Source organism: Rossellomorea sp. NPDC077527 (assembly GCF_044542955.1).
GTDB classification, from domain to species: Bacteria; Bacillota; Bacilli; order Bacillales; family Bacillaceae_B; genus Rossellomorea; species Rossellomorea aquimaris_E.
This window is the reverse complement of record NZ_JBITVL010000001.1, coordinates 155,158-167,956: the sequence shown is the minus strand read 5'-3', so window position 1 is coordinate 167,956 and position 12,799 is coordinate 155,158. Positions and strand designations below refer to the sequence as shown.

Annotated in this window: 11 protein-coding genes; 2 read left to right on the top strand and 9 right to left on the bottom strand. The window is 46.6% G+C overall.

Annotated features, from left to right (window positions below):
* The first annotated feature begins 13 nt into the window (after positions 1-13).
* Positions 14-1,621, top strand: coding sequence for an amidohydrolase (locus ACIGG7_RS00785; protein WP_397548401.1), 1,608 nt, complete (start codon positions 14-16; stop codon positions 1,619-1,621).
* Positions 1,622-1,683: 62 nt separating this feature from the next.
* On the opposite strand, the gene ACIGG7_RS00780 is transcribed toward ACIGG7_RS00785, so the two are convergent.
* The 3 genes from ACIGG7_RS00780 to ACIGG7_RS00770 all read right to left on the bottom strand — a co-directional run bounded on the left by ACIGG7_RS00780 (position 1,684) and on the right by ACIGG7_RS00770 (position 5,389).
* Positions 1,684-2,817: a DEAD/DEAH box helicase gene (locus ACIGG7_RS00780; protein WP_397548400.1), complete on the bottom strand. Its 1,134-nt coding sequence runs from the start codon at positions 2,815-2,817 to the stop codon at positions 1,684-1,686.
* Between the two features lie 15 nt (positions 2,818-2,832).
* Positions 2,833-4,152 (bottom strand): ATP-binding protein, encoded by a 1,320-nt coding sequence (locus tag ACIGG7_RS00775; protein WP_397548399.1) that lies wholly within the window; start codon positions 4,150-4,152, stop codon positions 2,833-2,835.
* A gap of 64 nt (positions 4,153-4,216) precedes the next feature.
* Complete coding sequence (locus ACIGG7_RS00770) at positions 4,217-5,389, bottom strand: cation:proton antiporter (RefSeq protein ID WP_397548398.1); 1,173 nt, start codon at positions 5,387-5,389, stop codon at positions 4,217-4,219.
* Between the two features lie 181 nt (positions 5,390-5,570).
* Between ACIGG7_RS00770 and ACIGG7_RS00765 the strand changes: the two genes are divergently transcribed.
* Complete coding sequence (locus tag ACIGG7_RS00765) at positions 5,571-5,882, top strand: AbrB/MazE/SpoVT family DNA-binding domain-containing protein (RefSeq protein WP_397548397.1); 312 nt, start codon at positions 5,571-5,573, stop codon at positions 5,880-5,882.
* Between the two features lie 108 nt (positions 5,883-5,990).
* Here ACIGG7_RS00765 and thrB read toward each other — a convergent pair whose 3' ends face one another.
* The 6 genes from thrB to leuC all read right to left on the bottom strand — a co-directional run bounded on the left by thrB (position 5,991) and on the right by leuC (position 12,769).
* Positions 5,991-6,920: a homoserine kinase gene (thrB, locus tag ACIGG7_RS00760; protein WP_397548396.1), complete on the bottom strand. Its 930-nt coding sequence runs from the start codon at positions 6,918-6,920 to the stop codon at positions 5,991-5,993.
* Positions 6,917-7,978, bottom strand: coding sequence for a threonine synthase (thrC, locus tag ACIGG7_RS00755; protein WP_397548395.1), 1,062 nt, complete (start codon positions 7,976-7,978; stop codon positions 6,917-6,919). The genes thrB and thrC overlap by 4 nt, the downstream gene beginning before the upstream one ends.
* Positions 7,975-9,273, bottom strand: coding sequence for a homoserine dehydrogenase (locus ACIGG7_RS00750; RefSeq protein ID WP_224941953.1), 1,299 nt, complete (start codon positions 9,271-9,273; stop codon positions 7,975-7,977). Before ACIGG7_RS00750 ends, thrC begins: the two co-directional genes overlap by 4 nt.
* Positions 9,274-9,753: 480 nt before the next feature.
* Entirely contained in the window at positions 9,754-10,737 is a 984-nt protein-coding gene (gene ilvA / locus ACIGG7_RS00745; RefSeq protein ID WP_224941952.1) for a threonine ammonia-lyase, read from the bottom strand.
* Positions 10,737-11,342 carry a 3-isopropylmalate dehydratase small subunit gene (leuD, locus tag ACIGG7_RS00740; protein WP_397548394.1) on the bottom strand — a complete coding sequence of 202 codons (606 nt, stop codon included), beginning with the start codon at positions 11,340-11,342 and terminating at the stop codon, positions 10,737-10,739. Before leuD ends, ilvA begins: the two co-directional genes overlap by 1 nt.
* A gap of 11 nt (positions 11,343-11,353) precedes the next feature.
* Positions 11,354-12,769, bottom strand: coding sequence for a 3-isopropylmalate dehydratase large subunit (gene leuC / locus ACIGG7_RS00735; protein WP_397548393.1), 1,416 nt, complete (start codon positions 12,767-12,769; stop codon positions 11,354-11,356).
* Positions 12,770-12,799: the final 30 nt, after the last annotated feature.

The window sequence follows — 12,799 nt, the reverse complement described above, 5'->3', positions numbered from 1 at the left end:
GATGGGAATGGCGATGAAAGCCGATAAAATCATTGTAAGTACGGCCCTTTTTACGGGGAATACCTCTTCTCCGATGGACGGGTTCGCAGCTGTAAAAGATACAGAGGTCATCGGGGTTGGCCCCCGTTCGGAAATGGAAGGTTTCAGGGGACCGGGCACTGAAGTATGGGATGTCGGAAGCCGCCTTGTGATTCCGGGGTTTCATGACTTTCATCTTCATTGGTTTTTAGGAGCGATGTTTGAAGGGTTTTGTCAATTGACTTTCGGGTCTACAGAAGAAGCTACGGCGAAGATGGTGGCCGAATATGCCGGGAAACATCCAGACGAGGAATGGGTACTTGGGTTCGGGTGGCATCATGTACGCTGGCCAGGCCAAACTCTTCCCACCCGTCATTCACTGGATCAATATATTCCTAACCGCCCAGTCGTCCTCCTGAATGAAGAAGCTCATAGCGCATGGTTGAATACGGCTGCACTTGAGAGGTTGGGGATCCACCGGAATACACCTGAACCCCCTTTCGGAAAAATTGAAAAAGATGAAAATGGAGAACCAACAGGTTTTCTATATGAGACTGCCGTTCAGTATGTGGTGAAAGCTTTCACATTTGATGAGAAGGTGAAAAACAGATTGATGACCGGGATGCTCAAGAAGGCCTCTTCCTTCGGGATCACTTCCGTTTCCGACATGCTGCCTCTTCCGGGTTATACATTGGGCGACCCCACGTTTTATCGGGAATTTGAAGAGAAAGGAAAACTCACGACACGTATCCACTTCCTGGACGTGTTGGACGGAGACCTTGAGAGAAGCAAGCGTCATCGAAATCATTTTCACTCGGACAAGCTTCAGTTTTCTGGGTTGAAGCAGTTTCTGGACGGGGTTCCACTCACGTATACCGGGTATTTGTTGCAGCCATATGCTGACCGCCCCAACGAAACGGGTGGAATCATTTATGAGCCCGATGTGTACCGAAAATGGATCGAGGATGCTGACCGTGAAGGATTCCGGATCCGTCTTCATGCTTGCGGGGATGCAGCAGTGCGGGTAGGACTCGATCTGTATGAGCATGCCCGGAATGTGAATGGCCCCCGGGATTCCAGGCATACCATCGAGCATATTGAAGTATGCAGTCCACAAGACTTCGATCGATTTCGGGAGCTCGGGGTCATTGCATCCATCCAGCCTGAGCATCTGACATCGGGATCAATGGACACTCATGCGTACTTGGACCGACTCGGCACAGAACGTTCCAGGTACACATGGCCGATCGGTTCCTTGCAGCAGCATGACGCGAGCATTGCATTTGGAACGGACTTTCCGATCGTGGACCTGAATCCAATGCTCGGTCTATACAGGGCTGTCACCCGAAAACACGAAGACGGTACTCCTCACGGTGGATGGAATCCGGAAGAGAAAATATCATTGGCACATGCTTTGATCCATTACACGAAATCACCTGCTTACGGGAATTTCAGAGAGCATGAATTGGGAACGATTGAAGCGGGAAAGAAGGCTGATATAGTGGTTTTAGACCGAAATCTCTTTGAAGTCAGAGCAGAAGAAATCCTTGAGACGGATGTATGGATGACCATGATGGATGGTGAAATTGTGTTCGGAAAGTAGTGGCGGCATAGAATAAAGGTCCGTCCCTCACACTTGAGGGACGGACCTTTGACATTGCAATACTATTTGGTTTGCGGGTCTTGCAGTCCTCCGCCGCGGATGGTTTTTTCCTGGAATGGGAGGTTGAGTTCTTTGCTTAGTTTTTCAAGGAAGCTTAGTTCACGCTTCGATACAAGGCAGATGACGGTACCTTCCGCCCCCATGCGGCCTGTTCTTCCTGACCGGTGAATATATTGTTTCGTATCACTCGGGAAGTCGAAATGGATCACATGTGTAACGTCCGTGATATCTAGACCACGTGCCGCAACATCTGTTGTGAGGAGCATGGACACTTTACCTGAGCGGAAGCGGTCAAGGGACTGTTTACGTTCCATTTTATTCGATTCCCCTGCCAATACTTCGAGCTCGACGCCCTTATATTTTAGCTTTTCTTCCATTTCGGAAAGCTTCTCTAATTGATTAAAAAATACAAGAGCCTTGATTCCTTTGAAGTATGAGATACTTCTGAGGGCCTCCATCTTATCCCGTAACTCACTATATACAAAGACGTGGTCTACTTTTGGATTATCAAGATTGGTTTCCATTTTGACGATTTGATGATCCTGCAGGAGTGTTTCGGCAACCTGTTCCGTTTCATCTGACAACGTAGCAGAGAAGAACAGAACCTGGCGTTCTTTCAGGGTTGATTTGATGATATCCTTCACTTCACGGATGTGCTCAGGGGAAATCATTAAGTCGAACTCATCAACCACGATGGTTTTCACTTCATGCATCTTCAGTTTTTTCATTTTCATCAGTTCAAGCAGACGGCCGGTTGTTCCGACGACGATATGCGGCTTTTTCTTCAGCTTCTCGACTTGCTTTTTAACGTTTGCCCCTCCGATGAAGGCAGCACTGGTTACATCGGTTCCCTTCGCCCATTTCTGGATTTCCTGCTGTATCTGCATGACCAGCTCTCTTGAAGGAGCAAGGATGACCGCCTGAGCCTGTTTTCTAGACGGATCGATGGCCTGGATGATTGGAAGTAAATACGCAAGGGTCTTTCCAGTTCCCGTCGGCGATTCGCAAACTACATCCTTTCCCTCCATAATGATAGGTACAACTTTTTCCTGTACAGGGGTGAATGAAGTAAACCCTGATTCTTCCCAATTTTTCTGTATGGCCTGTGAACTGATAATCGTTGATATTGAGTTCATTCGATTCTTCCTTTCTTACTCTGGGGCAGAGGAATCCACATCTTCCTTGATTGGTAAACTGATTTCCACTGCCGTTCCTTTTTCTTTTTCACTTTTAAAGTGGATATGTCCTTGATGTCGTTCAATGATTTTTTGGCAAACAGCGAGACCTAGACCCGTTCCTTTTTCTTTTGTGGAGTAAAATGGTTCTCCCAGGTGCTCGATTCTTTCCGGGTCCATCCCCACCCCATTATCCTTCACGATGACATGAACGTCCTGACCATGCTGATTCAATGTAATCGCGACCCTTCCATTTTCACCTTTAGGGATCGATTCCACTGCATTTTTAATGATATTGATGAAAACCTGTTTCAGCTGATTTGCTTCTGCCAATACGTACAATGGTTTTACAGCCAGGTTTTCATATGAAATGGACACATTATCAAGATGAGCCTGTGCTTGCATCAACACCAGTACTTGTCTTAGGATATCATCCAGTCTTTCATGGTGAAAATGGAAATCTTGTTGTTTTCCCAGGATCAGCATCTCACCTGAAATTAAATCAATACGATCCACTTCGGAGAGCATGATATCCAAATGGTCATGGTTGATCGTGTTGGTGGTCTGCATGAGCTGGATGAATCCCTTGAGCGATGTAAGCGGGTTGCGAATTTCATGTGCAACAGCGGCCGCTAATTGCCCTATGACAGAGAGTTTTTCAGATGCGACAATCATTTCTTCATTTTCTTTAATGTGAGTAATATCCCTTGCAATGGCGAATATTCCCGTTACCTTCCTGTTCACGATGATCGGAACGAGGGAGCATCGCAATATTTTCCTTTTGTTATTGGGCAAATGAATTATGGTTTCAAACGAAGAACCAAGACCATTGAAGGATTCAAAGAAAAAGTCTGTCACGCGTTTCATTTCTTCGTCATGCAAAAATTTTCTAAAATTCACTTCTTTCAACTCTTCAAAAGTCGATTCCAGTAACCCTTCAGCCTCTCCATTGATAGATACCACATTACCGTCCAGACTCAACTCCAGGACGGCATCCGGATTTTGTTCGAACAAAGAGTGATAGTGTTGATTCTTTATTTGTAGCTGTCTCTCTTTATGTGTTAATTTTTCATTCGATACGATGAGTTCATGCGTCCTCCGGTAAACCATTAAAAAGAGGATCGTACCCGTCACAACCATGAAGAACCAGCCCTTATACCGTTGAAAGTAGATATACATATCAAGGTTTTCATGGGCAAGCGTCATAAAAAAATAGTCTGATAACATTATCCAGAGGATCCCTAACAATACATAGGTGATGGTAATTTTAATGGCGATTTCTTTTGCTTGTTTCATTCTGGAATGTTCACCTACATTCAGATAGTCTTTATCCTATGGTTTCACAGTTCTTACCAATTTATCAATAATCTTTCTCCTTATTTTCCCCTTTCAGGAACAAGGTGGAGAAAGGATAGATCCCTACGCTTTGAATCACAAGTGAAAGCAGGATGACTCCGAATGTTAAAGAGTGCAGAAGAAAGGGACCTTGATCATCTAAACCTAATAATAAGGCAACCGACATTGTCCCCTTAATCCCAGACCAGGTCAAGATGAATACTTCCTTCCAACCATATATCGTTCTCCATGATTCTTTCATCTTTACAACACCAATAATAATAACATAGCGGACGAATAAGGAGAGAACAAAAAGGAAGAAGATCCATCCAGTCAATGAGAATGATAAATATCGTGTCATTTGGATGCCAATCAATAAGAATAGAAAGGTTAGAATCGTTGGTTCAACAACCGTCCAAAACCCATCCAGATCCTTCCTGAAGTGATCTTCTTTTATCGTTTTTCCGAATTCATAGGAAAGCATGATCCCTGAAGATACAGTGGCAAGGACGCCTGAAACACCCAATTCCTCCCCTATATAAAACGTTCCGTACGCAAGAATGATGCTGAGCATGATTTGATATCGTGAATCTATCGTGAAATGGATTGCCTTACTCGCTAACCACCCAAGTGTAATACCCATTACGACACCCCCTAGAGAAACCAGGACGAATTCCCCTAGAAAAGAGGGAACTGAAAAGGTTTCCCCGCCGAAATAGATCCCAGCGACAACGGTAAAGAGTACGATGCTTGTGCCGTCATTGATCATCGATTCTCCTTCCACTATATCGGCTATGTCCTGTCGATTAGAAGACTCCTTCAAAACCGAAACGACTGAAATTGGATCCGTTGGCGTCAAAATCGTCGCAATCAATAATGCTTCTCCATATGTAATCGCAACCCATGGATGTAAGCCGTAGTAGAAGAGAAGGCTCATCAATACTGTTGTGACGACGATACCGACCGTACTAAGGATCGTAATGATCCCGGCATGCTTCTTTAAAGCCTTTGTTGGAAATTGATACGCAGAAATAAATAAGAGCGCTGGCAGGAACCACTGAAAGATGATTTCCTTTGTAAGAGTGACGTCAGAAAATGCAGGAACAAAGGAAAGCCCCATCCCAATAAGGAGTAATACAACAGGAACGGGTATGTTTTTTTTCTTTTTATCAAAGGTATATACGCTGTATCCAATCATAAGTAAGAACAAAATCTGTATGGGTTCGATGATTCACACCTCCAAATAAACGTTACGATTCCTCTCACTTCATTTTACTAAATTCCCCCTCCAACCTTCTTCCTATTTTTTCAAAATTGTGTTTATTTTTTATAAAAAAGGTAAAAAGAGAATCAAAGATAGTGAAAGCAGGTGATCCATCATGGTGGGCTTGATGTATGGAAGCAAACCATTCAGTAAAAGCGGCACAATTACTCTTCCCCACAAATGGAGACAGCAGTTTGGGTTATTGCCGGGACGGCTCGCGGAGCTCTTCTATCAAAACAAACGCCTTTATATTAAGAAAGCCGTGAAAGATTCCACTCATAATAAACGTTACATCTCAGAAAAAGGGACCGTTCATATCCCTAAAGAACTTCGTGAAGAAATGGGGATGAACGAACAATCATGCTATTGTCTGCATGTCATGGAAAAAGAGAATTGCTTTATGATTACCAGGGAGAACGAAAGATAGCTAAAGGAATCCAGTAAATCCACAACCTTTCTCAATAGGCTTTTTCAATTTCAGGATAGATTGAGCACATAAGCTTTAATCAATAAACAAGGTCCGTCCCTCACTCGTTTAAAGCGATGAGGGACGGACCTTTGGTTGTTGGAGGGTGATGCTACTTCCTTCTTGAGCGATGGATAGTTTGCGGACGTCCATGGATGGGAAGGATTGTTCGAGTTGGCGGTGGAGCCAATCACTTGCTTCCCGCTCAACGAAGCAGGCTATCGTTGGTCCTGCACCGCTCAGGGCGACACCGAATGCACCGAACCGGCCCGCCACTTCTTCAACTGCAGCGTAGTGTGGAAGAAGCTTGCGTCGATGGGGCTGATGATATCGATCCCGTTTCATCATCCTACCGACCATTTCCCAATCCCCTGTCAAAAATGCCGCAACAAGCACATTGGAAATCGCTCCAGCCCCTACTGATTCCGCAAATGAATGAGTGGACGGAAGGACATTCCTTGAGTCGGATGTTTTCAGTTCCACCTTCGGGATGACGCATACCACATCGATTGGAAGGTCTGCTACAGTGATCAGGTTTACGCCCCTTTCATGCTGACAGCTGACGATAAACCCTCCGTAGAGTGAAGCCCCGACATTATCGGGATGACCTTCAAATCGGTTGGCAAGCGACAGTTTTCTTTCAAGGGTCAGGTTTAGGCCGCCCAGGGCATTTGCCAGCTCGATACCGGCCACGACGGCAGCGGCGCTGGAGCCAAGCCCCCTCGTCAAAGGAATATCACTTGAAACGTACAGATGACACGGTGTCGCCTTCTTTCCGTATTCATGACATACTTCCTTGACCACTTCTACAATGAAATGAGACTCATCAGCCGGAAACACCTCGAGGGCCGATGACAGGGGAATCACCTGCCATTCGTCAGCCTCATGTGCTTCAACGGTTAAGTACACATCTAAAGCCAGACCGAGTGAATCAAAACCTGCACCTAAATTTGCCGTACTTCCAGGGACGACGATTTTCCAAGAACGCCCCCCCTTCATACTCCGATCGTTCCCTTAATGTAATCTTTTACTATTTCACGGTCATTCGGTAGTTTTACCGGTGTCACCGGGCTGCACTCCATGGCCGTCACCGGATCCTTCAGGCCGTTACCCGTCAGCACCGCGACTACCTTCGATCCTTTTTCAATGAGACCTTTTTCCAAGGATTTCTTGATCCCTGCAATGGATGCACAGGAAGCGGGCTCTGCAAATATCCCTTCTTTCCTTGCAAGCAGCTGATAGGCATCCAGGATTTCATCATCTGTCACTTCATCGATATGACCGTTTGATTCCTTCAACGCATCGACCGCCAATGTCCAGCTTGCCGGGTTTCCGATCCGGATCGCAGTCGCAATCGTTTCGGGCTGTGGAAATACACGGTCATGGACGAGGGCCGCAGCACCAGAAGCTTCAAAACCGAACATCCGGGGCAGTGTGGAAGCGTGTTGGTGAGAATATTCCTTAAATCCTTTCCAGTATGCTGAAATATTGCCCGCATTGCCGACGGGGATCGCCAGCACATCTGGGGCTTCCCCTAATCCTTCTATTACTTCGAAGGCCGCGGTTTTCTGCCCTTCCAATCGATACGGGTTCACTGAATTCACGAGAGTGACCGATTCGGTTTTGCTTAACTCCCGAACAATCTCCAGCGCTTCATCGAAATTCCCTTCGATGGAAATGATCTCAGCTCCATACATGACGGCCTGTGCCAATTTCCCTTGAGCGATCTTCCCCTCAGGGATGACGACGATGCAGTTGATTCCCGCCCTTGCAGCGTATGCCGCTGCAGAAGCACTTGTATTACCTGTTGAAGCACAAATGACCGTCGTGCTTCCTGTTTCCACCGCTTTCGCAACCGCGAGGACCATTCCCCGGTCCTTAAAAGAGCCTGTCGGATTTGCTCCCTCCACTTTTACATAAAGCTCGATGCCCCATTCCTTAGACAGCGACTTCAGCTCGATCAACGGAGTGTTTCCTTCGTTCAAGCTTAAAAGGGGAGTCTCTGCATTTAATGGAAGATGTTCTTTATACTGTTCCAGCAACCCTTTCCATCTCATCCTTTTTCTCCTCCTTCAACGCGGTATGAGCTTTCGATGGAATGAACGGCTTCATAGTCCTTTAACTCCATCAAGATATCCTCGTAATGATCGAGGGAGGCTTTATGAGTCACCAGGACGATTTCAGCAAACTCATCGCTTTCCAGCGGATTTTGCAGGATTTTCTCGAAGCTGACTCCATGGTTTGAGAAGATGGACGTCAGTTTGGCCAGTACACCTACTTCGTCCTGAACGTGCAGGCGCAGGAAGTATTTCGAGTGGATTTCATTCCTCTCTTTTAGCTTTTTAGGAAATTGAGGATTCACGGCACTCTTACCGTTGACTCCCAATCTCATATTCTTCATAATTCCCACCATATCGGATACGACAGCTGTAGCCGTTGGAAGGCTTCCGGCCCCTGGACCGTAAAACATCGTTTCTCCCACTGCTTCCCCGTACACATACACGGCGTTATATTCATCGTGGACAGAAGCGAGGGGATGTTCATTTTGCAGCAAAGTCGGTTCCACGCTCACCTCAACCTTCTCCCCTTCACGGTGGGCGTACCCTATAAGCTTCATCGTATAACCGAATTGCTCGGCATATTGAATGTCATCACCCGTTACTTCCGTGATTCCTTTCACTTTCACGTCGGCAAGGTCCACGTTCATGGAGAATCCTAATGTGGACAGAATCGCCATTTTCCTTGCTGCATCAAGCCCGCCGACATCCGCCGTCGGATCTGCTTCCGCATAGCCGAGATCCTGAGCTTCTTTCAGGACATCGTCAAAGGTCCGTCCCTCTTTCGTCATCTTTGTCAAAATGAAGTTGGTTGTCCCGTTGACGATCCCCATCATTTTGGTGATGCGATCGGAGGCCAGGCCGTCTACTAAACTTCTTAAAATCGGGATGCCTCCCGCGACGCTTGCTTCGTAGAATAAATCACAGCCATTTTCCGAAGCAGCCGCTAATAACTCCGGTCCGTGGAGTGCCATGAGATCCTTATTTGCCGTCACGACATGCTTCTTCTGGTTTAAAGCATGAAGGAGATGCTCCTTTGTTGCTTCGATTCCACCCATGACCTCGACCACAATATCAATTTCAGGATCAAACAGGACTTCCTCAGGATTTAAGGTCAGTATGCTGTTTTCAATATCCAGTCCCCTGTCTTTCTCTAAATCCTGTACGAGGGCTTTTTTCACCGTCACCGGGCAGCCGATTTGATGGGACAGTTTATCCTGATGATTCTCTACAATTTTCACCACTCCAGCCCCCACCGTGCCGAGTCCTAAAAGTCCGATTGAAATTGATTCCATAAGCCGAAAACCTCCGTTTGTTTATTTCTCGTGTACATTTGTTCTTGTATAGTGGACATTATAGTTGAAAAAATTACCTATTACAATAGGTATTTGTGTATTTTTAGAATGTAAGAGCTTTCAATATTAATTGATTGTGAGATTGAGTTTTTTTATGGTGATTCTTCTTATATCCAACGAAAACTTTGTTGGATTTGTACTTTTCATAGGGTACAATGCTTTTTTGGGACTTTTTTCCGGATTGTTGTGATAGATTCTATGGCTCTTGCGGTACTTTCACTAATTGTTGCGGCACTTTAACCGGTTGTTGCGGCACTCCCAATCCCAACTTGTGCCACCCTTCATCGAACTTGTGCCACTTTCTATTAAACTCGTGCCACTTCTGACCAAACTTGTGCCACTTTCTACTAAACTCGTGCCAAGTTGCTAAAAACAGAGGACCGCCCCCAACTACATCCATAGTTAAGAGCCGTCCCCCCTTTACACAATATGATGAAGCTGCCTGGCCATCTTGGATAAATCCCTGTACACAGGGATCTTACTCGGATCGGCATTCCCACCACTGATGACGCAGCCCACTTTCCTGCCCTTCACCTTGACCTTCTGGCACATAGCTGCTGCCAGGGAAGCGGCCCCCGCTCCTTCGACCAGGGTCTTTTCCCGCTGCAGCATGAACATGATGCTGTAGGAGATTTCTTCATCTGTCACCGTGACCATATCATCTACATATTTCTGGATGATTGGAAATGTGAGTTCTCCTGGTTTCTTGACGAGGATCCCATCTGCAATGGTGTGAACATGCTCCAATGTCCCTTTATTTCTTCCCGTAAAAAAGTTATACGTAGCCGGTGCTCCTAGTGCCTGCACTCCCACGATTTGTACCCGGGGGTTAAAGGCCTTTACGGCGAGTGCCATCCCTGCCAGCAAACCACCTCCGCCGACGGGGACGAGGATCATGTCCAGATCACTGAGCTGCTGAAGCATTTCCAGTGCGACTGTCCCTTGTCCAGCCATCACTTTATGATCATCAAATGCATGAACATACGTTGAGCCTTTCTTGACTTTCTCTTCAAGTGCTGCCCCGTAGGCCTCCTGATAGGTATCCCCTGTCAGGACGATTTCAGCTCCGTAATGTTTCGTTGCCGCAACTTTAGTAGAAGGCGTCCGCTTCGGCATGAAGATTTTCGACGGGACCCCTCGCTTAGATGCAGCGAGTGCCACTCCCTGGGCATGATTCCCTGCCGATGCAGCAATGATGCCCTTCCTCGCTTCCGCTTCAGACAATGACATGATTTTATTCATGGCACCCCTTACTTTGAATGACCCTGTGCGCTGCAGATTCTCCATTTTCAAATAGACTTCTCCACCTGTGTAGGCATTCAGTGTCGAAGATTGCTTTAACGGTGTTCGATGCACCTGATGACTGATCCGTTCCATCGCTTCTACAACTTCAGTGTTATCCATTAAATTCCCAAGTCACTCACCTCATATTTTTTTTCGTAGTCTTCGATATTTTTTCCGTAATGCAATGTCAGATCGATTTCATCCAATCCCTTTAATAACATCGTCTTCCAGTAAGGATCGATATCAAACGTGATCCGAAGTCCCTCTGAATCACAAATGGTCTGGTGTTCAAGGGACACTTCCATCTTATACAAATCTACCTGACTCTCATTCTTCAAAAGGGCATCCACTGTTGCTTCATCCAATTGAATGGGCAGAATCCCATTTTTCAAACAATTATTATAAAAGATATCAGCAAAGCTCTTTGCTATGATCACTTTAAACCCATAGTCCTGAAGGGCCCATGGTGCATGCTCCCTTGATGAGCCGCAGCCGAAGTTCTTTGCTCCAAGGAGAATCTCGGCATCCTGATATTTGGGTGTATCCAATAAAAAGTCTTTCCTTAGGGATTCCCCATCGTCTTCAAACCGCCAATGATAAAACAAATACTGACCGAATCCTTTCCGTTCGATCCTTTTTAGGAATTGCTTCGGGATGATTTGGTCCGTATCTACGTTGTCTCTCCTGAGAGGAAAGACCTTTCCTTCCACATGGTTGATTGCCATGGATTCACCTCCTATGAAATCGGCAGTTTCTCAAGTTTTCGCACATCAGTCAATTTCCCTGTCACGGCGGCGGCAGCGGCCATGGATGGGCTCAGCAGATGAGTTCTTGATCCATTTCCCTGTCGCCCCTCAAAGTTCCGGTTGGATGTCGATGCACAGCGCTTGCCCGGCGGAACGATATCATCATTCATGGCCAGGCACATGCTGCAGCCCGCTTCCCGCCATTCGAATCCCGCTTCTTTAAAAACGGTATGCAATCCTTCTTCCTCTGCTTCTTGCTTCACTTTATAAGAGCCAGGAACGACAAGTGCGGTGACACCTTCTTTCACTGTATGGCCCTTCACCACCTCCGCAGCAGCTCTCAGATCGCTCAAGCGCGAATTCGTACACGAACCGATGAACACATAATCAACCTCGATATCTTCCATCCTCATACCTGCCTCAAGCCCCATATATTGAAGAGCCCTCTCAACCCCTTCTCTATCAGAAGGATCCAGATACTCCTCTGGATGAGGGACGGACCTCGAAATCCCCGCTCCCATCCCGGGATTCGTTCCCCAGGTCACATGCGGCTCGATTTCTTCACCTTTCACCACGATGGTGTGATCATAGGATGCGTCACTGTCACTTGAGAGTGATTTCCACTCTTCCTTGCACTGTTGGTACGATCGATCTTGAGGCAGATACCTTCTTCCTTCTAAATAGTCAAAGGTCGTTTCGTCGGGACTGATCAACCCTGCCTTGGCGCCGGCTTCAATACTCATATTGCAGACGGTCATCCTTTCTTCCATCGATAAATGCCGGATGACATCACCGGTGAATTCTATGATGAATCCTGTTCCGAACCCGACTCCATATGTGGAGATGATATTCAGGATCACGTCTTTGGCCGTGACACCGAAACCGAGCTCCCCCGTCACCTTCACTTGGAGGGTTTTAGGCTTCGATTGCCAAAGGGTCTGGGTCGCAAGCACATGCTCCACTTCACTCGTTCCGATTCCGAATGCAAGTGCCCCGAATGCTCCGTGGGTGGAAGTGTGGCTGTCCCCGCATACAATCGTTTTCCCCGGCTGGGTCAGACCCAGTTCAGGGCCGATGACATGGACGATCCCTTGATCAGGGTGATGGATATCGGCAAGGGTGACACCGAATTCAGTACAGTTTTTCTTCAATGTATCCATTTGAAGACGGGCGATTTCATCCCGGATGACGTGTCGTTCCCTGGTCGGTACGTTGTGATCCATTGTAGCGAATGTTAAGTCCGGCCTTCGTACTTTCCGGTCCTTTACGCGCAGCCCTTCAAATGCTTGGGGAGATGTGACTTCATGCACAAGGTGAAGATCAATGTAAAGCAAATCCGGTTTTCCCTCTTCTTTGTGCACTATATGTTTATCCCAAATCTTTTCGATGATATTTTTCCCTGCCATGAACTCCCTCCTGGTCTGGTATGATTTTTA

Coding starts and splice junctions, on each gene's coding strand:
- leuC (WP_397548393.1), bottom strand. CDS start 12,769: ATGGCAGGGAAAAATATCATCGAAAAGATTTGGGATAAACATATAGTG.
- ilvA (WP_224941952.1), bottom strand. CDS start 10,737: ATGGATAACACTGAAGTTGTAGAAGCGATGGAACGGATCAGTCATCAG.
- leuD (WP_397548394.1), bottom strand. CDS start 11,342: ATGGCAATCAACCATGTGGAAGGAAAGGTCTTTCCTCTCAGGAGAGAC.
- ACIGG7_RS00765 (WP_397548397.1), top strand. CDS start 5,571: ATGGTGGGCTTGATGTATGGAAGCAAACCATTCAGTAAAAGCGGCACA.
- thrB (WP_397548396.1), bottom strand. CDS start 6,920: ATGAAGGGGGGGCGTTCTTGGAAAATCGTCGTCCCTGGAAGTACGGCA.
- ACIGG7_RS00775 (WP_397548399.1), bottom strand. CDS start 4,152: ATGAAACAAGCAAAAGAAATCGCCATTAAAATTACCATCACCTATGTA.
- ACIGG7_RS00750 (WP_224941953.1), bottom strand. CDS start 9,273: ATGGAATCAATTTCAATCGGACTTTTAGGACTCGGCACGGTGGGGGCT.
- thrC (WP_397548395.1), bottom strand. CDS start 7,978: ATGAGATGGAAAGGGTTGCTGGAACAGTATAAAGAACATCTTCCATTA.
- ACIGG7_RS00770 (WP_397548398.1), bottom strand. CDS start 5,389: ATGATTGGATACAGCGTATATACCTTTGATAAAAAGAAAAAAAACATA.
- ACIGG7_RS00785 (WP_397548401.1), top strand. CDS start 14: ATGAAAGCCGATAAAATCATTGTAAGTACGGCCCTTTTTACGGGGAAT.
- ACIGG7_RS00780 (WP_397548400.1), bottom strand. CDS start 2,817: ATGAACTCAATATCAACGATTATCAGTTCACAGGCCATACAGAAAAAT.